The sequence below is a fragment of the Streptococcus ferus DSM 20646 genome (genome assembly GCF_000372425.1).
Taxonomy (GTDB): Bacteria; Bacillota; Bacilli; order Lactobacillales; family Streptococcaceae; genus Streptococcus; species Streptococcus ferus.
Map to the genome: position 1 here is coordinate 91295 of NZ_AQVD01000004.1, position 24194 is coordinate 115488.

General features: G+C 44.6%; 22 protein-coding genes. 20 read left to right on the forward strand and 2 right to left on the reverse strand.

Going from position 1 to position 24194, the window contains the following annotated elements; all coding sequences use genetic code 11:
- From A3GY_RS0106985 to A3GY_RS0107035, 11 genes are all read left to right on the forward strand, one after another.
- Window positions 1-1038, forward strand: a complete 1038-nt coding sequence (locus A3GY_RS0106985; protein ID WP_018030705.1) for a 3-deoxy-7-phosphoheptulonate synthase — start codon at window positions 1-3, stop codon at window positions 1036-1038.
- Window positions 1039-1080: 42 nt separating this feature from the next.
- Complete coding sequence (acpS, locus tag A3GY_RS0106990) at window positions 1081-1437, forward strand: holo-ACP synthase (RefSeq protein ID WP_018030706.1); 357 nt, start codon at window positions 1081-1083, stop codon at window positions 1435-1437.
- Window positions 1434-2537, forward strand: coding sequence for an alanine racemase (alr, locus tag A3GY_RS0106995; protein ID WP_018030707.1), 1104 nt, complete (start codon window positions 1434-1436; stop codon window positions 2535-2537). The genes acpS and alr overlap by 4 nt, the downstream gene beginning before the upstream one ends.
- Before the next feature lie 65 nt (window positions 2538-2602).
- Complete coding sequence (gene recG / locus A3GY_RS0107000; protein ID WP_018030708.1) at window positions 2603-4618, forward strand: ATP-dependent DNA helicase RecG; 2016 nt, start codon at window positions 2603-2605, stop codon at window positions 4616-4618.
- 267 nt (window positions 4619-4885) lie between these two features.
- Complete coding sequence (locus A3GY_RS0107005) at window positions 4886-5800, forward strand: aldo/keto reductase (RefSeq protein ID WP_018030709.1); 915 nt, start codon at window positions 4886-4888, stop codon at window positions 5798-5800.
- 11 nt (window positions 5801-5811) lie between these two features.
- Window positions 5812-6384, forward strand: coding sequence for a DUF3267 domain-containing protein (locus A3GY_RS0107010; RefSeq protein WP_018030710.1), 573 nt, complete (start codon window positions 5812-5814; stop codon window positions 6382-6384).
- 141 nt (window positions 6385-6525) lie between these two features.
- A complete protein-coding gene (locus A3GY_RS0107015) occupies window positions 6526-8565 on the forward strand; it encodes a BglG family transcription antiterminator (protein WP_018030711.1) in 2040 nt (679 codons plus the stop codon).
- A 2-nt stretch (window positions 8566-8567) separates the two neighbouring features.
- Window positions 8568-8852, forward strand: a complete 285-nt coding sequence (locus A3GY_RS0107020) for a PTS sugar transporter subunit IIB (RefSeq protein ID WP_018030712.1) — start codon at window positions 8568-8570, stop codon at window positions 8850-8852.
- Between the two features lie 20 nt (window positions 8853-8872).
- A complete protein-coding gene (gene ulaA / locus A3GY_RS0107025) occupies window positions 8873-10225 on the forward strand; it encodes a PTS ascorbate transporter subunit IIC (protein WP_018030713.1) in 1353 nt (450 codons plus the stop codon).
- 3 nt (window positions 10226-10228) lie between these two features.
- Window positions 10229-11074, forward strand: a complete 846-nt coding sequence (locus A3GY_RS0107030; protein ID WP_018030714.1) for a transketolase — start codon at window positions 10229-10231, stop codon at window positions 11072-11074.
- A 3-nt stretch (window positions 11075-11077) separates the two neighbouring features.
- The gene (locus A3GY_RS0107035; RefSeq protein ID WP_018030715.1) at window positions 11078-12001 is read left to right on the forward strand and encodes a transketolase family protein; all 924 of its coding nucleotides are present in this window, start codon (window positions 11078-11080) and stop codon (window positions 11999-12001) included.
- 51 nt (window positions 12002-12052) lie between these two features.
- Here the strand turns inward: A3GY_RS0107035 and A3GY_RS0107040 are convergent, their stop codons facing one another.
- The gene (locus tag A3GY_RS0107040) at window positions 12053-13012 is read right to left on the reverse strand and encodes an asparaginase (RefSeq protein ID WP_026161972.1); all 960 of its coding nucleotides are present in this window, start codon (window positions 13010-13012) and stop codon (window positions 12053-12055) included.
- Window positions 13013-13085: 73 nt separating this feature from the next.
- On the opposite strand from A3GY_RS0107040, the gene A3GY_RS0107045 reads away from it, so the two are divergent.
- Window positions 13086-14471, forward strand: coding sequence for a Cof-type HAD-IIB family hydrolase (locus A3GY_RS0107045; RefSeq protein ID WP_018030717.1), 1386 nt, complete (start codon window positions 13086-13088; stop codon window positions 14469-14471).
- A gap of 25 nt (window positions 14472-14496) precedes the next feature.
- Here A3GY_RS0107045 and A3GY_RS0107050 read toward each other — a convergent pair whose 3' ends face one another.
- Window positions 14497-14949 carry a universal stress protein gene (locus A3GY_RS0107050; RefSeq protein ID WP_018030718.1) on the reverse strand — a complete coding sequence of 151 codons (453 nt, stop codon included), beginning with the start codon at window positions 14947-14949 and terminating at the stop codon, window positions 14497-14499.
- A gap of 163 nt (window positions 14950-15112) precedes the next feature.
- On the opposite strand from A3GY_RS0107050, the gene A3GY_RS0107055 reads away from it, so the two are divergent.
- From A3GY_RS0107055 to A3GY_RS0107090, 8 genes are all read left to right on the forward strand, one after another.
- Window positions 15113-16327: a pyridoxal phosphate-dependent aminotransferase gene (locus A3GY_RS0107055; RefSeq protein WP_018030719.1), complete on the forward strand. Its 1215-nt coding sequence runs from the start codon at window positions 15113-15115 to the stop codon at window positions 16325-16327.
- Window positions 16328-16442: 115 nt separating this feature from the next.
- A complete protein-coding gene (gene codY, locus A3GY_RS0107060) occupies window positions 16443-17228 on the forward strand; it encodes a GTP-sensing pleiotropic transcriptional regulator CodY (protein WP_018030720.1) in 786 nt (261 codons plus the stop codon).
- Window positions 17229-17780, forward strand: a complete 552-nt coding sequence (locus A3GY_RS0107065; RefSeq protein WP_018030721.1) for a cysteine hydrolase family protein — start codon at window positions 17229-17231, stop codon at window positions 17778-17780.
- 254 nt (window positions 17781-18034) lie between these two features.
- Window positions 18035-19786: an aspartate--tRNA ligase gene (gene aspS / locus A3GY_RS0107070; RefSeq protein WP_018030722.1), complete on the forward strand. Its 1752-nt coding sequence runs from the start codon at window positions 18035-18037 to the stop codon at window positions 19784-19786.
- Between the two features lie 47 nt (window positions 19787-19833).
- Entirely contained in the window at window positions 19834-20136 is a 303-nt protein-coding gene (gene gatC / locus A3GY_RS0107075; protein ID WP_018030723.1) for an Asp-tRNA(Asn)/Glu-tRNA(Gln) amidotransferase subunit GatC, read from the forward strand.
- Entirely contained in the window at window positions 20136-21602 is a 1467-nt protein-coding gene (gatA, locus tag A3GY_RS0107080) for an Asp-tRNA(Asn)/Glu-tRNA(Gln) amidotransferase subunit GatA (RefSeq protein ID WP_018030724.1), read from the forward strand. Before gatC ends, gatA begins: the two co-directional genes overlap by 1 nt.
- A complete protein-coding gene (gene gatB / locus A3GY_RS0107085; protein ID WP_018030725.1) occupies window positions 21602-23035 on the forward strand; it encodes an Asp-tRNA(Asn)/Glu-tRNA(Gln) amidotransferase subunit GatB in 1434 nt (477 codons plus the stop codon). Before gatA ends, gatB begins: the two co-directional genes overlap by 1 nt.
- Window positions 23036-23267: 232 nt before the next feature.
- Window positions 23268-24188, forward strand: a complete 921-nt coding sequence (locus A3GY_RS0107090; protein ID WP_018030726.1) for a DMT family transporter — start codon at window positions 23268-23270, stop codon at window positions 24186-24188.
- Window positions 24189-24194: the final 6 nt, after the last annotated feature.

Here is a 24194-nt window from a genome sequence, read left to right on the forward strand (position 1 = left end):
ATGGGAATACACCAAAGAAGCCAACAGATTGATTTGGCAAAAATTAAAGAAAAGACGACTCTGACTGGGGAGCATCTAGCGAAGAAATTAGCGCGGGATAAAGAGTTGGAGGCTTTAATAAAGGGAGAGGATGACCGTATTTTACTCGTTATCGGTCCTTGTTCATCCGATAATGAAGAGGCAGCCCTTGACTATGCTAATCGCTTAGCCAAGCTGCAAGAAGAAGTGAAAGACCGCATTTTCATTGTGATGCGGGCCTATACTTCAAAACCTCGCACCAATGGAGATGGTTATAAGGGAATGATCCATCAGCCGGACTCTGCAGAAATGCCTAATTTGCTTGGCGGAGTACAGAGTGTTCGAAACCTTCATTATCGTATTATCACAGAAACAGGTCTGACAACGGCAGATGAGATGCTGTACCCTTCTAATTTATACTACTTAGATGACTTGATTTCTTACCATGCTATCGGTGCTCGGTCGGTTGAGGATCAGGAACACCGGTTTGTAGCCTCTGGCTTAGATGTCCCAACAGGTTTAAAGAATCCAACCTCTGGCAACCTCAATGTCATGTTTAATGCGGTTTATGCTGCTCAGACACCGCAAAATTTCATTTATCAAAATGCAGAAGTTGATACTGACGGAAATCCTCTGGCTCATGCTATTTTACGAGGGGCAAGTAATGAATATGGGGATTACGTTCCTAACTACTATTATGATATTCTGATTAAAGTGATTGCCAAATACAAGGCTATGGGCCTTAAGAATCCTTTTATCGTGATTGATACCAACCATGACAATTCAGGAAAGAATTATTTGGAGCAGATTCGTATTGTTCGTCAGACGCTGATCAACAGAGCTTGGAATGATGATATCCGTCAGTTGGTGCGTGGCTTTATGATTGAGTCTTATTTGGAAGACGGCCGTCAGGACAAACCGGAAATTTACGGAAAGTCTATCACCGACCCTTGCCTTGGCTGGGAAAAGACAGCCAGTCTTATTCGTGACATTTATCAGACCTTGGGTCAAGAACATTAAGAATGATAAACTAGCATCTGCTAGTTTTTTTAGGAAAGTAGTATGATAGTTGGACATGGAATTGATTTGCAGGAGATTTCTGCTGTTGCGAAGGCCTATCAAAAACAGCCCCGCTTTGCGCAAAAAGTATTGACGGCGGCCGAGATGGCCATTTTTGAAGGCTTACAGGGAAAACGGCAAATGGAATTTTTGGCAGGCCGATGGTCGGCTAAAGAAGCCTTCTCAAAGGCTATGGGAAGCGGGATTGGCAAGCTTCGTTTTCAGGATATGGAAATACTTGTCAGAGATAATGGAGCCCCTTATTTTGCCAAATCTCCCTTCTCAGGCAATGTTTTTCTGAGCATTTCACATTCGGCTGATTTTGTTCAAGCCAGTGTCATTTTGGAGGAAATTCAATGATTGCAAGTTATCATCGTCCAACAGTTGCTAATGTCAAGCTTGATCACATTCTTTTTAATACCCAGCAGCTTCAGGAGAGGCTTCCAGAATCAACAAAAACTTTGGCTGTCGTTAAGGCCAATGCTTATGGTCATGGGGCTGTGCCAGTAGCCAAGGCGCTTGCGGATCAGGTTGATGGCTTCTGTGTGTCCAATTTGGACGAGGCTATTGAGTTGCGGATGGCGGGAATCAGCCAGTTTATACTGATTTTAGGGGTTGTTCTGCCTGAGGAGATCTTTCTGGCCAAACAAGAAAAACTAGCCGTGACCGTTGCCAGTCTTGACTGGCTGGAGCTGGTCCGTCAACAAAAATGTGACTTAAGAGGTTTGTCTGTTCATATCAAGGTTGATTCGGGCATGGGACGTCTGGGGGTACGCTGTCTTGATGATGCTAATAGGCTGATCAAGGGGCTGAAGGAGGCTGGATCGGAGGTTGATGGTATTTTTACCCACTTTGCAACAGCTGACGAAGCGTCTGATGTTAAGTTTAATCAGCAGTTGACTTTTTTTGACAGCTTGGTGAATCAATTAGATGATAAACCAGCGATGGTTCATGCTTCTAATTCAGCGACTAGTATCTGGCATCAGGATACTGTCATGAATGCGGTTAGGTTGGGGATTGCTATTTACGGTCTGAACCCAAGCGGTCATGACCTTCCTTTACCTTTTGAACTCAAACCTGCTTTGACCTTAGAGTCTGCTCTGGTTCATGTGAAAACACTCCCTGCTGGAGAAACGGTTGGCTATGGGGCTACTTATAAAACGGCTGCAGAGGAAGTGATTGGAACGGTTCCGATTGGTTATGCCGATGGCTGGACACGTGATTTACAAGGTTTTGAGGTATTGGTGGATGGGCAAAGGTGTGAGATTGTCGGACGAGTATCGATGGACCAGATAACCATCAAACTTCCTAAGAGTTATCCGCTTGGGACAGTGGTTACGCTGATAGGCAGTAATGGCAGTGATGACATCTCGGCAACCGATTTGGCAGAGAAGAGAGGAACCATCAACTACGAGGTGTTGTGCTTAATCAGTGACCGAGTGCCTCGGAAATATCGATAGGGTCCAGCTCGTTCTGGACTTTTTCGCTTTGCTGTCATGACCGAAATAAATCAAATGAGGTTTTTATGGACTTACAATCGTCACTTGCCGCACTGAAAGGGCTAGGCCCTAAGTCGGCGGAAAAATTTCAGAAATTAGGGATTTTTACCATAGAAGATCTCTTGCTCTACTACCCTTTTCGCTATGAAGATTTTAAATCTAAATCGATCTTTGACTTACTGGATGGTGAGAAAGCTGTTGTGACAGGGACTGTGGTGACACCTGCCAATGTCCAGTACTATGGCTTTAAGCGCAATCGTCTGTCTTTCAAAGTAAAGCAGGGAGAGGCTGTTGTTGCAGTATCGTTTTTTAACCAGCCTTATCTGCAGGACAAGATTGAACTGGGTTCTGAAATAGCTATTTTTGGAAAATGGGACCAGGCCAAATCAGCTTTGACAGGCATGAAAGTCTTGGCTCAGGTACAAGATGATATGCAGCCAGTTTATCATGTCGCTCAGGGGATTTCGCAGGCCGCTCTTGTTAAAGCAATCAAGTCAGCTATTGATGCAGGAATGGCCGCCAAACTGTCGGAAAATTTACCTCAGTTTCTGCTGGAGCGCTATCGCTTAATGGGAAGAGAGGCTGCTGTGTTGGCCATGCATTTCCCCAAAGATTTGTCAGACTATCAGCAGGCTCTTCGCCGAATAAAATTTGAAGAACTCTTTTATTTTCAGCTTCATCTTCAGCTTTTGAAAGCTCAAAACAAGTCGGAGACGAATGGTTTGGCAATCCTTTATGATGAGTCGGCCCTGAACGAGCAGATTAAGGCTCTGCCTTTTCCTTTGACAAGGGCTCAGCAATCAGCTTTGGCTGATATTTTGGCTGATATGCAATCAGGATCCCATATGAATCGGCTGTTGCAGGGGGATGTTGGATCGGGGAAGACCGTGGTCGCCAGTTTGGCTATGTATGCCGCCTATACAGCCGGGCTTCAGTCGGCTCTTATGGTGCCGACTGAAATCTTGGCAGAACAGCATTATGACAGCCTTAGGCAGTTTTTTCCTGATTTATCGATTGCGCTTCTGACGTCTGGCATGAAAACGGCTGTTAGACGGTCGGCCTTGCAGGCCATTGCGGATGGCTCTGTGGATATGATTGTGGGGACCCATGCCTTGATTCAGGAAGGTGTGGATTACCATCGGCTGGGTCTGGTGATTACGGATGAGCAGCATCGTTTTGGGGTTAAACAGCGGCGGCAATTCCGAGAAAAAGGCGAAAATCCGGATGTTCTCATGATGACAGCGACTCCAATTCCTAGAACGCTGGCCATTACAGCTTTTGGAGAGATGGATGTTTCTCTTATTGATGAATTGCCGGCTGGCAGAAAACCGATTGTAACCCGTTGGGTTAAACATGAGCAACTCGAAAAGGTTCTGTCTTGGATGAAAGAGCAGATTGCAGCAGGGGGGCAGGTTTATGTGATTTCCCCCTTAATAGAAGAATCTGAGAGCCTTGATTTAAAAAATGCTGTCGATTTGGAACATGAGCTAGCGGCCTATTTTGGAGAAGCGGCCCGCATTGCACTGATGCATGGCAGAATGAAGACGGATGAGAAAGAGCGTATCATGACGGCCTTTAAAGACAGACAAGTTGATATATTAGTATCAACAACGGTTATTGAGGTTGGTGTCAATGTTCCCAATGCTACGATTATCATGATTATGGATGCGGATCGTTTTGGTCTCAGCCAGCTGCACCAGCTTCGAGGGCGTGTCGGACGGGGAGATAAACAGTCTTACGCGGTTTTAGTCGCTAATCCTAAGACAGACAGTGGTAAAAATCGGATGCGGATTATGACAGAAACATTGGATGGTTTTCTTCTTGCAGAAGAGGATCTAAAAATGCGGGGGTCGGGTGAAATTTTCGGTACCCGTCAGTCGGGTATTCCTGAATTTAAGACGGCAGATCTGGTAGAAGATTACCCTATTTTAGAGGAAGCCAGAAAGGTTGCTGCTGATATTGTCAGCCAGCCAAATTGGCAAAAAGATCCTAGATGGCATGTTCTCCTCGGAAACCTCAAAAAAAGTGATCATTTCGATTAAGATTTCTGTAAGAATTGGCTAAGGTTTGTTTAAGCTTTACAGCCTATACTAAGTTCATCAAATGAAAGAGGTGATGACGTATGACAGTAAAACTCAAAGTGACCTATGCCAAAAAATTTAAAGCGACAATGCTACCTTCACCTTATGGAAAATAAGAAAAACTCCTGATAAGACGTTTAAAAGCCGGTTCAATACCGGTTTTTTTATTGTCCCACAAAGCAAGCGCTTTCTAGATGTGTTATAATAAGGTGATATGGGAGGTAGGATATGTTAATGGAAATTGGAAAAAGTGGCCTGAAAGGTTCCAGAATTGCCCTTGGCTGTATGCGTATGGCAGATTTGACGGTCAAGGAAGCGGAGACCGTTATCGGAACGGCTCTAGAAAATGGTCTTAATTTTTTTGACCATGCAGATATTTATGGAGGCGGTCAGTCGGAGTTACGTTTTTCGGAGGCCCTGCAAGCCTTAGATGTCAGACGAGAAGACATCATCGTGCAGTCAAAGTGCGGTATTCAAAAAGGTTTCTTTGATTTCTCAAAGGATCACATCTTGACATCTGTAGATGGGATATTGAGCCGTTTGGGAACAGATTATTTAGATTTTTTGCTTTTGCATAGACCAGATGCGCTGATGGAGCCAGAAGAGGTGGCAGAAGCCTTCAGTCTTTTAGAAAAGGCAGGTAAGGTCAAGCACTTTGGTGTCAGCAATCAAAATCGCAGTCAAATGGCATTTCTTAACCATTACCTAAAACAGGATTTGCAGGTCAATCAGTTGCAGCTGTCCCCAGTTCATAGCCCCATTATTGATGCAGGGCTTAATGTCAATATGGTAACTTCTGCATCAGCAGACAGAGATGGAGGCATTATGGATTACTGCCGTTTGAATCAGATAACGATTCAGGCTTGGTCGCCTTTTCAAATTGATTTGAATCAAGGGACTTTCTTTGGGAAGGCAGCTTACCAGCAGCTTAATGACACATTAAACGACTATGCAGGCCGCTATCAAGTATCACCAGAAGCTATTGTGACAGCCTGGATATTACGGCATCCGGCTAAGATACAGACAGTTGTCGGGAGCATGAATCCTGAGCGAATCTCGAAAATAGCAGAAGCAGAGAAAGTGGTACTATCAAGACCAGAGTGGTATGAGATTTATCAAAGGGCTGGGCACAGCCTGCCTTAGGAGGTGATTGGATGATATTGGTTGACAAGGTTGATATCATGGGGAACAAGCGGCTAGTGCTTTGGCTTAACCTTCTTGCTTTGTTATTGTTCTTACTCTTTTGCTGTCTTTTTTCAACTTTTGCCTTCTGGCTGAGACCGACGAGGCAGCTGGTTTTTGAGCTTGATCTTAAGGACCTCCTGTTATTGATTGGAGCCATGCTGCTTATCTTGGTGATCCATGAACTGATTCATGGTCTCTTCTTTAAATGGTTTAAGCCTGAAAATAAGATCAAGTTTGGGATAAAATGGAAGTCCGGTATGGCCTACGCCATCAGTCCGGGGTCTTTGTACTCACGGCGACAGATGTTGGTGATTGGCTTGGCGCCTTTTGTCTTCTGGACGCTTGTCTTAAGTTTATTATTTGCCGCCCATTTCATCAGTCATCCGACCTACATCGGTTTGGTCTCACTTCATGCGGCGGGCTGTGCAGGTGATTTTTACTACGTCTGGCTCCTGCTGGTTAAATATGCCAGAGGAGACATCTTGGCGGAGGATACGGCAACGGGTTTGTTGATTTATCGTCCGTCAGAAGGAAGGGATTAAAAAAGGCATTGAAAAATGCCTTTTTTAATGCCTGGAATTCTTGAGTCCAATGAGAGCCCTCAAAGGGCCCTTTCAATTTGGGCACAATAAGTCTGGAAAAGGCTTGCCAAATAAACTACAATTTTAGTGAGGAGGAACTAAATGCCTGATAATCGTATGATTGTTGTTCTTATGGATTTATTCAAGTTAAAGCAGGTCAATCTTTATGAGTTGAGTATCAAGACAGGTATTGACAGAGACCGTTTGGTAAAACTTCTGGATACCATCAATCAGTTGTTGGTAGAAAAAGGTTTTTCATCCATTCAAGAAAAGGAAGGGACTTACCTCGTTTCGGATGGACTGATAGCTGCTAAGGACACTATTTTCAGTCTTTTTAAGCATCAGGACATTTACTTGAGTCAGGAGGAAAGGCTAGGCATTATCTACCTCTATACCTTCTGCCGACAGGAATTTATCTCTAATAATCATTACCAGGATCTTCTTCATGTCAGCCGCAATACCACCTTAACAGATATTAAACTGTTAAAGGAAACGTGTCAGCTGTTTGAGGTGCAGCTGGAATACACGCGTGCGGAGGGGTATCATCTCATAGGCCGGGAGGAGAACAAATATCGCTTGGCTTTTTATGCCATCAGCCACCTCCTTCAATCTCCGATTGGCGAGTGGGCCATGGCTTATGTGATGGATTCTTGGGGTGAGGCAGCGTCTATTGATCAGCTGAGTCAGACCTGTCAAAAGGTCAGTCAGTTGTATAAGCTGTCATCTATTGAAGACAGGCTGAGAGAGTACCTCTACTTGATTCAATTTTTAGGCCTACGTTACAAGCGGGTCCTATCTGGTAAACAAGAGGTTGACTTTGCCTCCAACCAGACCTTGATTCACCTGTCTCATAGTTTGTTAGAAACAGTCAGCCATGTCTATGGGCTACCAGAAAGTTTCATCTCAGAGTTTCAGTTCTATTATGCAAGTCTGTTGCAGGGAGCTTTTGAAGGGAATCAGGATATTTCTTCGAACTTCTTTCATCAGTTGACGATTGAGATTGTGGAGGAGATGGAACGTCTATCTCTCATTGCTTTTGACAAACGTTCAGAATTGATTGCTGGTTTAGAGAGGCACTTGATTCCGGCTTACCACCGTCTAAAGTCGCATTTGGTAGCTGTTAATTCTTATACCGATTTAGTGAAGGAAGAACACAGTCATCTTTTCCAATTGGTTAAAGAGGCATTGTCGCCTTTGCGGAGAGTGCTGGGATTTGATTTGCCCGACAGTGAGATTAGCTATTTTGTCATTCATTTTGGGGGCTATATTCAAGGTCAAAAAGAGACTGCTTTTGGCTACAAAGCTTTAGTCATCTGTCCCAATGGTGTCAGTTCCTCTTTGATTTTAAAAGAGAATCTGAAGAACCTTTTTCCGGGGATCAAATTTCTTGAAAGACAGAGTATTGAAGCCATCACAAAGCATAGCCTGGCTGATGTTGACATGATTTTCTCAACGGTCAAGATCGCAACCGACCGACCTTTCTTTTTAGTCCCTCCTTTGTTTAATGAGGAACAAAAAAAGGAACTCTTTCATCTGGTCAATAGCCAGTTCCCTCAATCGGTCAATCTTCCGCTCAAGGTTGAAAGGCTAGTAGCCATCATCCAAAAGCATGCCAATATTCAAGATCAGGAAGCGCTGACCTATGATTTAATTCAATTTATGACCAAGGATCATGACGAAACAGAAAGGAGAAGTCCATTGTTAGATGAATTGATTACGGAAAGGACTTACAGACACACCGACCAAGCCCTGTCATGGGAAGAAGCAATCGCTCAGACAGCAGCCCCTTTGCTGGATGAAGGGATTATTGAAGCTGATTATGTTGGAGCTATGATTCAAAAGGTCAAGGATTTTGGTCCCTTTATCGACCTTGGTAAAGGGGTGGCTATTCCTCACGCCAGACCTGATGAAGGGGTCAATCGTATCGGTATGTCCATGATGAGCTTTGAGCAGCCTGTTCAGCTTTTAAATGATCCCCAGCATGAAATCAGACTCATGATTTGTATTGCAGCTGTGGATAATCAGACCCACCTAAAAGCTCTATCCCACCTAACGGCAATTTTAAGAGAAGAAGCCAATATTCAAAAATTAATCTCATCAAAAACGTTCAGCGATATTGCTGCTATTTTAAAGGAGGACTAGCGATGTTAAGAATTGGAACAGCCTGTGGTTCAGGCTTAGGATCAAGTTTTATGGTTCAGATGAATATCGAAGCCATTTTGAAAGATTTGGGAGTGACAGGCGTTACGGTAGAACATTATGATTTAGGAGGAGCCAATCCAAGCGAAGCTGACATCTGGATTGTCGGACGGGATTTAGAAGATTCGGCTACCCATTTGGGAGACGTTCGTATTCTGAATAGCATTATTGATATGGACGAACTACGTGAGTTAGTGACAACCATTTGCCAAGAAAAAGGCCTGATTTAAAAAGATAAAGGAGAAGCAGGATGCAAGCAATTTTAGATTTTTTAATTGATGTTGCCAGTACCCCAGCGATATTGGTAGCTTTGATTGCCGTGTTAGGCTTGAGTTTACAGAAGAAACCAGTCTCAGAAATCGTCAAAGGCGGTATCAAGACCTTTGTTGGTTTTCTCGTGGTATCTGGAGGAGCTGGGATTATCCAGAGTTCTCTGCAACCCTTTGGACAAATGTTTGAACATGCCTTCAATTTAAAGGGTGTCGTTCCAAACAACGAAGCCATTGTCGCAGTTGCCCTGACCAAATACGGGACAGCAACTTCTATCATTATGCTTCTGGGAATGGTCTTTAATATTCTCATTGCACGCTTTACACGATTTAAATATATTTTCCTGACAGGACATCATACCCTTTATATGGCCTGTATGATAGCTGTTATCATGTCGGTGGCTGGTTTTACATCAGCGGGTCTTATGATTATGGGCGGGCTGGCCTTAGGAATTATCATGTCCTTGGCACCAGCTTTTGTACAGAAATATATGGTCCAGCTGACCGGTAATGACAAGGTTGCTCTTGGACACTTCAGCTCCCTAGGTTACTGGCTGAGCGGTTTTGTCGGCGGTTTGGTTGGAGATAAAACTAAATCGACAGAGGACATTAAGTTTCCAAAAGGATTGGCCTTCCTGCGTGACAGTACAGTCAGTATTGCAATTTCCATGTCTGTCATTTATCTCATTGTAGCTCTCTTTGCAGGAAGCGGCTATATTGAATCTAAGCTAAGTGACGGCGTGAACAGTTTGGTTTATGCATTGCAGCTGGGCGGTCAGTTTGCAGCTGGGGTCTTTGTTATCTTGGCGGGTGTTCGGCTTATTTTGGCAGAAATTGTGCCAGCTTTCAAAGGAATTTCAGAACGTTTGGTGCCCGATTCCAAACCAGCTCTTGACTGTCCGATTGTCTACCCTTACGCACCGAATGCGGTGTTGATTGGCTTTATTTCCAGTTTTGTTGGCGGTTTGGTGAGTATGTTTATTCTCATCTTCTCTGGTGGCGTTGTGATCTTGCCGGGAGTAGTGCCACATTTCTTCTGCGGTGCGACAGCTGGTGTTATGGGGAATGCCTCAGGAGGTGTCCGGGGGGCTGTAGTTGGAGCCTTTGCACAAGGAGTGCTTATTAGTTTCCTGCCAGTCTTCTTAATGCCTGTTCTAGGAGACCTAGGATTTGCAGGGTCAACCTTCTCTGATGCGGACTTTGGCTTAACGGGTATTTTCTTAGGGCTTATGGCCAAAAATGGCGGTGTTCTTCTCGTTTCTATTGGCATCCTAGCTGTTTTGGCAGGTATGTTTGTTCTGACCTTCCTTAAGAAAGACACTAAAGAGGTTTAAATTATGACAAAAGAAGAGACAGCTGCTTTAGCAGATTTGGCTAAAGCTATCCGTTATCATACCTTAGTCACTTTGAACCAACTTGGATTCGGCCATTACGGCGGCAGTTTGTCCATTGCAGACCTCTTGGCTGTCCTCTATGGACGGGTACTAAATATCAGTCCAGCTAATTTTTCTTCTAAGCAGCGGGATCATTTTATCCTATCGAAAGGTCATGCGGGTCCAGCATTATACAGCAGCTTATATCTCAAAGGCTATTTTGACTTAGATTTTCTGCATTCTTTAAATCAGAATGGGACCCGTCTGCCTTCCCATCCTGATCGGAATCTAACGCCTGGTGTTGATATGACAACAGGTTCCTTGGGGCAAGGCTTTAGTGTAGCAACAGGTCTTGCCTACGGGAAGAAAATAGAGGATTCTCCCTACTATACGTATTGTCTAGTCGGTGATGGGGAGTTGAATGAAGGCCAGTGTTGGGAAGCAGCCCAGTTTGCAGCCCATCAGGAGTTATCACAGCTGATTCTCTTTGTTGATGACAATAAGAAACAGCTGGACGGCACAACGGCTGATATTTGTCAGACGTTTGATCTGGCTGAAAAATTTGAGGCATTTGGCTGGGAAACGCTGCGAATTAACGGTCATGTGATTGCTGATCTTTTGACGGCGATAGAAACAGTTCAAAAGAGTCAGTCTCCCAAACCCAAGTGTATTGTCTTAGAGACCATCAAAGGCTACGGTGTCAGTACCGTCCAAGAGATGGTACATAATCATCATCTAAGATTGACCCCGTCTCTGGCAGAGGACTTGGCTAAGGAAGCCGACCGTCTCAAAAAAGAAATGGAGGGCTGAACCATGAGACAGACAAAAGAAATGCGCTTGGTCTACCGTGACTTTTTGGCAGAAGAAGGCAGTAAAAATCCTCAGATAGCTGTTCTTGAAGCGGATCTATCCAGTTCTATGGCGACCAATCAACTCTCGGATGTTTTAGGAAAGCGTTATGTTAATCTAGGCATTATGGAGCAGGAGATGATAGGAGTCGCAGCCGGTCTGTCTCTGTTGGGTTACAAGCCCTATGTGCATACCTTCGGGCCTTTTGCAACAAGGCGGGTTTACGACCAGCTCTTCATTTCTTTGGCTTACGCAAAATTGAATGCCACCATTATCGGGTCAGATGCCGGGGTATCTGCTGAAATGAACGGGGGAACCCATATGCCCTTCGAGGAGTTAGGGCTGATTCGTCTCATTCCTCAGGCGCATCTATTTGAGGTGAGTGATGATATTCAATTTGAAGCCATCCTTAAAGCTAGTCTTGATTTGCCGGGGCTGAACTACATTCGAACCATTAGAAAGGCTCCCTTTCCCATCTATCAGGGAGATGAGGACTTTAGCCAGGGCTATTGCCAGTTGCAGCAAGGTTCAAATCTAAGCATTGTTGCCAGCGGCATCATGGTCGAACAGGCTCTAAAGGCAGCAGCTCTTTTAGCAGAAGAAGGTCTGTCGGTTCAGGTGCTTGATGTGTTTCGACTTAAACCGCTGAACCCAGCTATCAAGGAGCTTCTTCTAAAGCGGCCGACGCTGACAGTTGAAAACCACAATCAAATCGGCGGTCTTGGCAGTGCCATCTGCGAACTCATGGCAGCTGAATCTGACAGTCCTGTCTATACCATGGGAATTCGGGAATCTTTTGGCCAAGTTGGGCAAATGGATTACCTCCTGAAAGTTTATGGTCTGACAGACAAAGATATCTACACCAACGTCAAGTCCATTCTGACTTAACTCATAGAAAGAAGCCAGTTTATATCACTGGCTTCTTTCTATGAGTTGGTTCTACCCTTCCATGTAATCTTTCAGGTCTTTTCCTGCTAATCCAGCATTTAAAGCAATCAGGAGTTTTAAACGGGCTTTTGGAGCATTCAGCTCTTTGACAAACATGACACCGGCCTCTTGGAGCTTGACACCTCCGCCGGGATAAGCATAGACAGGCTCGGCGATACCATTAAAGCAGCGAGAGACCAGCGCCACAGGAATGCCTTTTTGAATCAGCTGTTCAATGCTTTGGGCAGCCTCAGGCGGTAAATTTCCAGCCCCCAGAGCCTCAATAATCAGGCCGTCAATAGAGGTTCTGTCTAAACTGCGTAAAAGCCAATCTCCCATGCCGGCATAAGCCTTGATAATTGGAACGGTGCCGGCGATATCTGTCAATTCAAAACGCACTCGTGGTTCGGCAGTTTTAAAAAAGAGAATCTCCTGTTTCATAATAATACCCAAAGGGCCATGTGTAGGTGTCTGAAAAGTTGACAGGTTGGTAGTGTGTGTTTTGGTGACATACTTAGCGGCGTGGATTTCGTCATTGATAACCACCAGCACACCCTTGTCGGCAGCCTTATCATGGCTGGCAACACGAAGTGCAGACAGGTAATTATAAATGCCGTCACTTCCGAGTTCATTAGAGGACCGCATAGCACCGGTCAATACAACCGGAATTTCGGGCAGTTTCATAGTATCCAGAAAATAGGCCGTTTCTTCCAGAGTGTCTGTTCCGTGCGTGATGACAACCCCATCATAACGTCCGGCTGTTTCGGTTATCTTGTGGCTGAGTGCCAGCATATGCTCCAATCCGATATGAGGGCTGGGAATATTGAAGAAGTCAACCGTATCAACGCTTAAATGCTCCAGGCCATGACCGACACGAGTCATAGGATTATGAGTCTCAGGAACGACATTTCCTGCAGCGTCAGTGTGCATGGAAATGGTGCCTCCTGTATGTAAAACAAGGATTTTTTTCATTTCTTACATCAATCTTTCAAAAATGTGTTATACTATATTCTAACATATTTCACCCAGTAAGAAAGGCGACATTGTGGCAATTAAAGCTGTTTTTTTTGATATCGATGGGACCTTACTGAACGATCGTAAGGCTGTCCAGAAATCAACCCAAAAAGCAATCGAACAAATGAAAGAACGGGGAATCTTGGTTGGTGTTGCAACTGGCCGAGGGCCCGGTTTTGTGGCACCCTATCTTGAAAACTTAGGACTTGATTTTGCGGTTACTTACAACGGCCAGTATATTTTCACCAGAGACCGTGTCATCTACCAAAATCAGTTGCCCAAGTCCACTGTTTATCGCCTGATTAAATTTGCGGGCGAAAACAAACGGGAAATTTCTCTGGGAACCTCTTCGGGGTTAGTGGGATCCAATATTATCAATATGGGAACCAGCCGCTTTGGACAGACAGTCAGCCGTCTGGTGCCGAAAAGATGGACCAAGACGGTCACTCGTAGCTTTAAACATATCATTCGCCGCATTAAACCGCAAAGCCTTAATTCGCTGATGACAGTTATGCGTCAGCCGGTGTTTCAGATTGTTCTGGTGGCCACCAAGGACCAGAGCGATGCCATTGCTGAAAAATTTCCCCATTTGACCATAACCAGAAGCAGCCCCTATTCCGCAGACTTAATTTCAAAAGGAATGTCAAAACTGAAGGGCATTGCAAGAGTTGCGGCAGAGTTTGATTTAGAGATGGCAGAAGTTATGGCCTTTGGGGACTCTGACAATGATCTCGAAATGCTGGAAGGGGTCGGTTTTGGTATTGCCATGGGCAATGCGACAGAGGAAGTTAAGAAAATAGCTGACTACACCACGGCTTCTAATAATAACGATGGGATTTCCAAAGCCCTATCTCACTTCGGCGTCATTCATCTGGAGACTGACAAGGTCTTCTCAAGTAGCGACGACAACTTTAATAAAGTCAAGGATTTCCACCAGCTAATGGACGGAGAGACCTGTGAGACCCCTCGTGTCTATGGAAGCCAAGAGGGCAGCCATCGGGCCGGCTTTAAAATAGAAGAAGTTGTCGAATTTCTTTATGCGACTAGCAAGGGGGACATGGCTGTCTTTAACGACTTGGTCCGACAGCTCCACGAAGCGGTTGATCGTTCAGCGGAGAAAGTGGTTTCTAAGCCTCACCCAGAAACACCATTGGTTGGCCAGGTCGATGCTTTGGTAGACCTGCTTTACTTCACTTATGGGTCTTTTGTCTTGATGGGTGTTGACCCCAAGCCCTTGTTTGATATTGTTCATGGTGCCAATATGGGCAAAATTTTCCCTGATGGAGAAGCTCATTTTGATCCGGAGACCCATAAGATTCTGAAGCCGGACGACTGGGAAGAACGTTTTGCGCCAGAACCTGCCATGAAAAAGGAACTTGATCGTCAGATACAAAAATCACTGCATCGGAAAAAATAAAAAAGCTTGGTCAACCAAGCTTTTTTTATAATGTTCGGTTAGGATCCCGCACAACGAGCAGGTCTACTTTGGCGTGACGCAGAATGTACTCAGAGGAAGAGCCGATAACCAGTCTTTCAAAAGCATTGAGGCCGGTTGCGCCTAGCATAATCAGATCGACCCCTTCTTTTTCAGGGATATCATTGGCAAGCAGAGGTTTTGGATTGCCAAATTCAATGATTTGCCTGAGGTTTTCGATGCCGCTTTCTCGAGCCTGCTTTTCGTACTCATCAAGAACACTGTGTGCCTCTTCTTCAAGTTTTTCATAGATATAGGCATCAAAAGTAGCCACACTCTGTAGTGCCCGTGTGTCAATAACATGGACCAACAGCAGCTCGGCATTGTTCCTGAGAGCCACATTCACCCCTTTTTTAAAAGCAAGTTCAGCTTCGTGCGACCCATCGATAGCGACCATGATACGGCTGTATTTTTTTGACATAAGTAAGTCCCCCTTCGTATCCTTTTCTTTATTGTACTCTTTTTTTGCTAAAAATGAAAGCGTTTGAATGTAAAAAAGATGAAAATGACTTTTTCACCCCTCCTAAAAATTATTTTCTATTTTTAAGATTTTAGTTTATAATGTTTAACACGAGGTAATGCGTATGAAAATATTTGACAAATCTTCAAAATTAGAGCATGTCGCTTATGATATTAGGGGGCCTGTGCTTGATGAAGCGGAACGGATGATGGCAAACGGGGAAAAAATTCTCCGTCTCAATACCGGCAATCCAGCAGAATTTGGGTTCACTGCCCCCGATGAGGTCATTCGCGATCTCATCTTAAATGTCCGAAACAGTGAGGGCTACTCTGACAGCCGTGGTATTTTTTCTGCCCGCAAGGCCATCATGCAGTATTGCCAATTAAAGGGAATTCCCAATGTTGATCTTAATGATATTTATCTGGGCAATGGTGTTTCTGAGATGATTTCCATCTCCATGCAGGCTTTGTTAGATGATGGGGATGAGGTTTTGATCCCCATGCCGGACTACCCTCTCTGGACGGCCTGCGTTAGCTTGGCAGGAGGAAAAGCGGTTCATTATATCTGTGACGAGCAGGCTGACTGGAATCCGGATATTGACGATATTAAGTCCAAAATTACGTCCAATACCAAAGCCATTGTGGTCATTAACCCTAATAACCCAACGGGAGCCCTCTATCCCAAAGATATTTTAGAAGAAATTGTGGAGATTGCCCGTCAAAATGACCTTATTATTTTGGCTGATGAAATCTATGACCGTCTTGTCATGGACGGTGCCAAACATACTGCCATCGCCAGTCTGGCACCAGATGTCTTCTGTATCACGATGAATGGACTGTCCAAGTCACATCGTATCTGCGGTTTCCGTGTTGGCTGGATGATTCTATCTGGGCGCAAGGATCATGTCAAGGGGTATATTGAAGGAATCAATATGCTGGCGAATATGCGCCTCTGTGCCAATGTCTTGGCTCAGCAGGTCGTGCAAACCTCTCTTGGTGGCTATCAGTCTGGTGACGAGCTACTGCTGCCGGGAGGACGTATTTATGAACAGCGGAATTTCATCACGGACGCCATCAATGATATTCCGGGGCTTTCCGTTGTTAAGCCGAAAGCAGGGCTTTATATCTTCCCTAAAATTGACCGCAATCTATACCGTATCGATGACGACGAACAGTTTGTCCTAGACTTCCTTAAACAAGAGAAGATTATGCTGGTTCATGGACGAGGCTTTAACTGGAAAGATCCCGATCACTTCCGAATTGTTTACCTGCCGAGGGTAGAAGAACTGGCTGAAATTCAAGAAAAAATGACACGATTCTTAAGACAATATAAAAAATAAAAGGGTTTTCAAAAAAATTGTCAAAATAGTAGGTAATTTTCTGACAATTGATTGCAATATCTGTCTTCCTTTGTTATAATGATTTCGATTATCAAAGAAAGTGACTAATATTAAGATGACGAATTTGCTAACAAAGACGCGTAAGATTACTTCAATTTTGCAGCGCTCGGTTGACAATTTACAAAATGAACTGCCCTATACAGCGATTGCGGAACAGTTGGCTGAAATTATTGACTGCAATGCCTGTATTATGAATGGCGGCGGCGATATCTTGGGTTATGCGATGAAGTATAAGACCAATACAGACCGCGTAGAAGAGTTTTTCCAGAGTAAAAAATTCCCAGAAAGCTATGTCCGGACGGCCAGCCGCATCTACGACACAGAGGCCAACCTATCGGTAGACAGCGATCTGACCATCTTTCCTGTTGAATCCAAAGACATCTATCCTGACGGATTGACTACTATAGCCCCTATCTATGGTGGCGGAATGAGGCTGGGGTCGCTGATTATTTGGCGTAACGACAAAGAATTTGATGATGATGACTTGATTTTGGTTGAGATTGCTTCAACCGTGGTTGGTATCCAGCTGCTGAATCTTCAGACAGAAAACCTGGAAGAAACCATTCGGAAGCAGACTGCGATCAATATGGCGATTAACACCTTATCTTATTCTGAAATGAAGGCCGTTGCAGCTATTTTAGGAGAACTGGATGGTAACGAAGGCCGTCTGACAGCTTCCGTTATTGCAGATCGTATCGGTATCACCCGCAGTGTCATTGTTAATGCCCTGAGAAAATTAGAAAGTGCCGGCATCATTGAGAGCCGTTCTCTTGGCATGAAAGGGACCTACCTCAAAGTAATCAATGAAGGTATTTTTGATAAGTTAAAGGATTACCGCTAAATGACAAAGGCATTGATTTCGATTGACTACACCTATGATTTTGTGGCAGATAAGGGAAAGCTGACAGCAGGGGCACCCGCCCAGGCGATTTCAGAAGCTATTGCTCAGGTCACTCAGCAGGCTTACGATAATGGCGATTATATCTTTTTCGCGATTGACGGTCACGATGAGGGAGATGCTTTCCACCCAGAAAGCAACCTGTTTCCGCCCCATAATCTAAGAGGTACAAGCGGCCGTGATTTATACGGACCCTTGGGAGAATTTTATCAAAAACATCAGGAGAACCCGCGTGTCTTTTGGCTGGACAAGCGTCATTATTCTGCTTTTTCAGGGACAGATTTAGATATTCGCCTGCGGGAGCGCCGAGTAGATACACTGGTTTTAACAGGTGTTTTGACAGATATCTGTGTTTTGCATACGGCTATTGATGCTTACAATCTCGGCTATCGGATTGAAGTGGTCAAATCGGCTGTGGCTTCGCTCAATCAGGAAAATCACCAATTTGCCCTAAATCACTTGCAAAATGTCTTGGGTGCTATTATAATAGAATAATCGTCAATTAAATACTAAGAAAAGTAGAGTAGGCTGGAGGCCTTGTACAGAGAGCACCCGTTGCTGAGAGTGGTGCCAACAAATCCAGAACCGAACAACATACTTTATAAGATTCATGTCAAAAGCATGGAGGCTGACTCACCTTACGAGTTTAGAGGCTGCTGGTCATATCGGCAGCAAATAACAGTGGTACCACGGTTTTTCGTCTGTTTTCAGAATGAAAAATCGTGGTTTTTTGTATTAAGAGGAGAAAAATGAAAGATATTTTTATTGGACATTACGGTTTGGATCAGGTCGGTCAAACCATGACTGCAACAGGCTGGGTTGCCAACATCCGTAACCATGGGAAATTAGCCTTTATTGAACTGCGTGACCGTGAGGGTCTGCTGCAGGTTTTTGTTGATTCCAGTATTACAGACTTTACTAAATTGCAGGACCTGCACAAGGAAAGTATTATTTCTGTAACGGGCCCTGTTGTTGCCCGTGAAGAACGCTTTGTTAATAAAGACATCCAGTCTGGTCAGGTAGAGTTGAGGGCTGAAACAATAGAGGTGATATCTGAAAGCAAATTGGTTCCTTTTGAGTTGGACAGCCATGCCCATGCCGGTGAAGATATTCGCCAAAAATATCGCTATCTGGACCTTCGCAGGGAGCGAATGACCAAGAATTTGAAATTGCGCCATCAGGTTAGCAAGTCAATTCGAGATTATCTGAACCAGGCTGATTTCATTGATGTAGAGACGCCCTATTTGACGAAGTCAACACCAGAAGGGGCGCGTGATTTTTTAGTTCCCAGCCGTGTTTTCAAAAATCAGTTTTACGCCCTTCCTCAGAGTCCTCAGATGCTGAAACAGTTATTGATGGGAGCTGGTCTTGAGCGCTATTATCAGATTGTTCGCTGTTTCCGTGATGAAGATTTGCGGGGAGACCGTCAGCCTGAATTTACTCAGGTTGACTTAGAGATGAGTTTTGCCTCGGAGGAAGATATCCGACATCTTGTTGAGGGCATGCTCAAGGCGGTCGTCAGAGAAAGTATGGGTTACGAGATGACCGAGGCATTTCCTGTCATGTCCTATGAGGAAGCCATGACACGCTTTGGTTCAGATAAGCCGGACACACGCTTTGGCATTGAGCTGAAAGATTTGACAGCACTGTCACAAGGTAACCCATCACTCTTCCTTCAAAAAGGTTTGAAAGCAGAAAATGGCTCTGTTATGGGAATTTGTCTGCCTAAAGGAGCTCATGCCTTCACCAACCGTCAAATGAAAGAATTGAAAGAAGCAACGCTTGATTTTGGAGTGGCGGGCTTTGCAACGGCAACGATTGAAAATGGTGAGTTGGCAGGAAGTCTTAAATCAACCTTTAAGGAGCACAGGACTGAACTGTTAGATCTGTTTCAAGCTCAGGATGGAGACTTGCTTTTCTTTGTAACCGGTACTAAAAAACGTGTGCAGGAAGCGCTTGGCGGCCTGCGTCTGCGTCTTGCCAAAGCCCTTGATCTGATTGATGACAGTCAGCTCAACTTTATCTGGATTACAGACTGGCCGCTCCTGGAGTGGAATGAGGATCAAAAGCGCTATCAAGCCATGCATCATCCCTTTACTCAAGGGGATTTTGATGACTTAGATCATCTTAAGGAAGCGCCTGAAAAGATCATGAGCCGGGCCTATGATATTGTTCTTAACGGTTATGAAATCGGAGGCGGCAGTCTTCGGATCCATCAGCGTCAGCAGCAAGAAGCCATGTTTGACCTATTGGGGATGTCTAAGGAAGATTACCAACGAGACTTTGGCTTTTTCTTAGAAGCTCTTGATTATGGTTTCCCACCTCATGGAGGTCTGGCTCTAGGCCTAGATCGTCTGGTGATGATTCTAGCGGGTGAAGAAAACATTCGTGAAGTGATAGCCTTTCCTAAGAATGGTCAGGGAGCAGATCCGATGTTGGCCAGTCCGAGTCTGGTTTCAGAAAATCAGCTGGCTGAACTGAAGCTGGAAACGCTGGACTGAAAATGTGATATAATGCTAAACGTAGTAAGATAATAAGGAGAAAAGGAATGAAAATTTCTGAAGCAGAGGTACGCCATGTGGCTAACCTTTCTAAATTAAGGTTTTCGGATGAGGAAACAACAGCCTTTGCAACGACTTTATCAAAGATTGTTGATATGGTGGAGCTCTTAAACGAAGTAGACACAGACGGAGTTCCCTTTACTTCAAATGTGGCAGATAATAAGAACCGTATGCGTGAGGATGAAGCAGTTGCAGGCTGGAATCGAGATGAACTCTTTAAAAACGTTCCAGAAGAGGAAGATTATCTCATCAAGGTACCGGCAATTATTGATGAAGGAGGAGATGCCTAATGACGTTTAATCATAAAACCATAGATGAGCTGCATGACCTCCTGGTCAAGAAAGAAGTCTCAGCCACTGAATTAACCAAGGCGACTTTGGAAGATATCAAGGCGCGTGAAGCCGCTGTCGATTCCTTTATCACCGTCACAGAAGAAGAAGCGCTGGCTCAGGCAGCCAAGATTGATCAAAAAGGTATTGATGCAGATAACGTCATGAGCGGAATTCCGCTTGCAGTCAAAGATAATATTTCTACTAAGGGCATCCTGACGACCGCAGCATCAAAAATGCTGTATAACTATAATCCGATTTTTGATGCAACGGCCGTTGAAAAGCTTTATGAAAATGATATGGTGATCATTGGTAAGACTAACATGGATGAATTTGCCATGGGAGGTTCTACTGAAAACTCCGCATTTAAAGCCACTAAGAATGCCTGGGATCAGACCAAGGTTCCTGGTGGATCTTCTGGCGGTTCTGCGACTGCGGTTGCTTCTGGTCAGGTACGTCTGTCGCTGGGTTCAGACACAGGCGGTTCTATCCGCCAGCCGGCTTCTTTCAATGGGGTTGTCGGTTTGAAACCAACCTACGGCAGGGTGTCACGTTTTGGCCTGATTGCTTTTGGTTCTTCCTTGGATCAAATTGGGCCATTTGCACAGACCGTCAAAGAAAATGCACAGCTCTTAAATGTTGTATCGGGCTATGATGCCAAAGATTCAACGTCTGCTAAGCTTGTCTCACCTGATTTCACAAGCAAAATCGGTCAAGACATAAAAGGCTTGAAAATTGCCCTGCCTAAGGAATATATTGGCCAAGGGATTGATTCTCAGGTCAAAGAAACAATTCTTAAGGCAGCCAAACACCTTGAAAACTTAGGTGCCGTCATTGAAGAAGTCAGCCTGCCGCATAGCAAGTACGGTGTTGCGGTTTATTACATCATCGCCTCATCAGAAGCATCTTCAAATTTACAGCGTTTTGATGGGATTCGTTATGGCTTTAGGACAGACCATTATGAAAACCTTGAAGATGTTTATGTCAACACACGCAGCGAAGGCTTCGGAGAGGAAGTGAAACGCCGGATTATGCTCGGAACTTTCAGCCTGTCATCTGGTTATTATGATGCCTACTTTAAGAAAGCCGGTCAAGTTCGGACCCTCATCAGACAGGATTTTGATAAGGTCTTTGCAGATTACGATCTTATCTTAGGTCCGACAGCCCCTCATGTGGCTTATGACCTTGATACGCAGAGCCACGATCCAGTTGCGATGTACTTAGCTGACCTTTTAACTATTCCAGTTAATTTAGCCGGTCTTCCAAGTATTTCAGTGCCTGCCGGTTTTGCTGATGGTTTGCCTGTCGGTATGCAGCTCATTGGGCCAAAATACGGCGAAGAAACCATCTACCAAGCGGCTGCAGCCTTTGAAGCAACGACAGACTACCACAAACAGCAGCCCCTTATCTTTGGAGGTGACCAATAATGAATTTTGAAACAGTCATTGGCCTTGAAGTTCACGTTGAATTAAAGACCGATTCTAAAATTTTCTCACCTGCCCCAGCTCACTTTGGAGAAGATCCCAATGCCAACACCAACATTGTTGACTGGTCTTTCCCCGGTGTTCTTCCTGTCATGAATAAAGGCGTTATTGATTATGGAATCAAGGCTGCGCTTGCCCTTAACATGGACATTCATCAGCGCATGCACTTTGACCGTAAGAATTATTTCTACCCTGACAATCCTAAAGCCTATCAAATTTCCCAATTTGATGAGCCTATCGGTTACAACGGTTGGATTGATATTGAATTAGAAGATGGCTCAACCAAGAAAATTCGGATTGAGCGGGCTCACTTGGAAGAAGATGCTGGTAAGAACACACACGGTGTTGACGGCTACTCTTATGTTGATCTTAACCGTCAGGGAGTGCCTCTGATTGAAATCGTTTCTGAAGCGGATATGCGCTCGCCAGAAGAAGCTTATGCCTATCTGACCGCCCTAAAAGAAATTATTCAATACACGGGCATTTCCGATGTCAAGATGGAAGAAGGTTCCATGCGGGTTGATGCCAATATCTCCCTTCGTCCTTACGGACAGGAGGCTTTTGGAACCAAGACGGAGCTTAAGAACCTTAACTCCTTTAACTTTGTGCGTCGCGGACTCCAATATGAGGTGGAACGCCAGACCAAAATTCTTCGTTCAGGCGGGGAAATTCAACAAGAAACCCGCCGTTATGATGAAGCAACCGGTGAGACACTTTTGATGCGTGGAAAAGAAGGTTCTGCAGACTATCGTTATTTCCCAGAACCGGATCTGCCCATCTTTGAGATTGAAGATGAGTGGATTGAGCAGGTTCGCTCAGAACTGCCAGCCTTTCCAAAGGAGCGCCGTACCAAATATATCAATGACTTGGGTCTCTCAGCCTACGATGCAGCTCAATTAACCAGCTCAAAAGCGATTTCTGATTTCTTTGAAAAAGCTGTCGATTTAGGCGGCGATGCTAAATTAGTGTCCAATTGGCTGCAAGGAGATATTGCACAATACCTCAATGCAGAAGGACAATCCATTGATGCCATCGGTCTGACACCAGATAATTTGGTGGAAATGCTGGCTCTTGTCAAAGCGGGTACCATTTCGTCTAAAATTGCAAAGAAAGTCTTTGTTCATTTAGCCAAAAATGGCGGTTCAGCAGAAGCCTATGTCAAATCAGCTGGCTTGGTTCAAATTTCTGATCCGGCTCAGTTACTGCCTCTCATCCAAGAGGTCTTTGCCAATAATGAAAAAGCCATTGCTGACTATAAGGGCGGCAATAAAAATGCAGCTAAATCGCTTATTGGTCAGCTGATGAAGGCGACCAAGGGACAGGCCAATCCGCAAGTAGCTCAGAAATTGCTCAATGAGGAATTGGAGAAATTGTAAAGATAAGGCTCGAAACCCTGAAGCCTCAAAGGCTGTGTACGGTCTTAACGCATTGTCAATGCTGAGTTTAGAGGCTATGACGATGAGAAAACAGCGCCTGACACTTGTCAGAAATACTCAAAAATAACTTAGTCATCCTTGATGATTAAGACTAAAACTATGTGATAACAAATCACATAGTTTTTCAATGCTGTTCTGGTATCATCTAAGATACATATAGGAGTGGAGGCTTATGGTAAAAAATCTAAAAGGAACCTTTCTGGTTGTCTTGGCAGCCATTGCTTGGGGTATATCAGGAGTCTCAGGCCAATCGTTAATGGCTAAGGGGATTGATGTTCATTTGTTGACGGCCTTGCGATTAATCATTGCAGGTCTTGTGTTGGTCGGTTTAGCAGCCGTGCAGAATTTTTCTAAGCTACTAGCTGTGATACACGATAAAAGCTCCTGTTTGGGCATCATGCTGTTTAGTCTCTTGGGGCTGACGTTGAACCAGTACAGTTATCTGCAGGCAATCAGTCGGACCAATGCTGGCACGGCGACCGTCTTGCAGTATATGGCTCCGGTTCTGATTTTAGCCTTTCTATGTTTCAAAAATCGGCTTCTGCCAAATCTTAGTGAACTTACCGCCATTCTGTTGGCGATTTTGGGAACTTTTATTATGGCCACGCATGGTCAGGTTGGGAGCCTAGCCATTACCCCTCTGGGTCTTTTCTGGGGGCTCTTTTCGGCTGTTACTTACAGTGCTTATATTTTATTGCCTGTTCGCTTGATTAAACAGTGGGGAAGCCTGCTTGTCATTGGTTTAGGGATGCTCATGGGAGGATTGGTTTTTGGCGTGATAATGGCTGTCTGGCGATTTGACCCGCAGTTTAGCCGAGAGACCGTCTGGCCTTATTTGGGCTTAATCGTGGTTGGGTCTATTCTTTCGTACACCCTCTTTCTAAAAGGGTCTGTAATCGTTGGCGCGGTGAAGGCCAGTTTGTTAGCCTCTATTGAACCGATTGCTGCAGTCGTTTTTTCAGTCCTGCTGGTTAAGGAACACTTTTATCTGGTTGATATGATAGGGATGCTGTTGATTTTCCTTGCCGTCTTGCTCATTTCCCTAAAAGACCTAAGACGGTTAAGAAAGCAAACGAAGAGAGCTGATCATTAGATCAGC

Bases quoted from the DNA above. Each gene is read 5' to 3' on its own strand.
- A3GY_RS0106985 (WP_018030705.1), top strand. From the start codon at position 1: ATGGGAATACACCAAAGAAGCCAACAGATTGATTTGGCAAAAATTAAA.
- acpS (WP_018030706.1), top strand. From the start codon at position 1,081: ATGATAGTTGGACATGGAATTGATTTGCAGGAGATTTCTGCTGTTGCG.
- alr (WP_018030707.1), top strand. From the start codon at position 1,434: ATGATTGCAAGTTATCATCGTCCAACAGTTGCTAATGTCAAGCTTGAT.
- recG (WP_018030708.1), top strand. From the start codon at position 2,603: ATGGACTTACAATCGTCACTTGCCGCACTGAAAGGGCTAGGCCCTAAG.
- A3GY_RS0107005 (WP_018030709.1), top strand. From the start codon at position 4,886: ATGTTAATGGAAATTGGAAAAAGTGGCCTGAAAGGTTCCAGAATTGCC.
- A3GY_RS0107010 (WP_018030710.1), top strand. From the start codon at position 5,812: ATGATATTGGTTGACAAGGTTGATATCATGGGGAACAAGCGGCTAGTG.
- A3GY_RS0107015 (WP_018030711.1), top strand. From the start codon at position 6,526: ATGCCTGATAATCGTATGATTGTTGTTCTTATGGATTTATTCAAGTTA.
- A3GY_RS0107020 (WP_018030712.1), top strand. From the start codon at position 8,568: ATGTTAAGAATTGGAACAGCCTGTGGTTCAGGCTTAGGATCAAGTTTT.
- ulaA (WP_018030713.1), top strand. From the start codon at position 8,873: ATGCAAGCAATTTTAGATTTTTTAATTGATGTTGCCAGTACCCCAGCG.
- A3GY_RS0107030 (WP_018030714.1), top strand. From the start codon at position 10,229: ATGACAAAAGAAGAGACAGCTGCTTTAGCAGATTTGGCTAAAGCTATC.
- A3GY_RS0107035 (WP_018030715.1), top strand. From the start codon at position 11,078: ATGAGACAGACAAAAGAAATGCGCTTGGTCTACCGTGACTTTTTGGCA.
- A3GY_RS0107040 (WP_026161972.1), bottom strand. From the start codon at position 13,012: ATGAAAAAAATCCTTGTTTTACATACAGGAGGCACCATTTCCATGCAC.
- A3GY_RS0107050 (WP_018030718.1), bottom strand. From the start codon at position 14,949: ATGTCAAAAAAATACAGCCGTATCATGGTCGCTATCGATGGGTCGCAC.
- A3GY_RS0107055 (WP_018030719.1), top strand. From the start codon at position 15,113: ATGAAAATATTTGACAAATCTTCAAAATTAGAGCATGTCGCTTATGAT.
- codY (WP_018030720.1), top strand. From the start codon at position 16,443: ATGACGAATTTGCTAACAAAGACGCGTAAGATTACTTCAATTTTGCAG.
- A3GY_RS0107065 (WP_018030721.1), top strand. From the start codon at position 17,229: ATGACAAAGGCATTGATTTCGATTGACTACACCTATGATTTTGTGGCA.
- aspS (WP_018030722.1), top strand. From the start codon at position 18,035: ATGAAAGATATTTTTATTGGACATTACGGTTTGGATCAGGTCGGTCAA.
- gatC (WP_018030723.1), top strand. From the start codon at position 19,834: ATGAAAATTTCTGAAGCAGAGGTACGCCATGTGGCTAACCTTTCTAAA.
- gatA (WP_018030724.1), top strand. From the start codon at position 20,136: ATGACGTTTAATCATAAAACCATAGATGAGCTGCATGACCTCCTGGTC.
- gatB (WP_018030725.1), top strand. From the start codon at position 21,602: ATGAATTTTGAAACAGTCATTGGCCTTGAAGTTCACGTTGAATTAAAG.
- A3GY_RS0107090 (WP_018030726.1), top strand. From the start codon at position 23,268: ATGGTAAAAAATCTAAAAGGAACCTTTCTGGTTGTCTTGGCAGCCATT.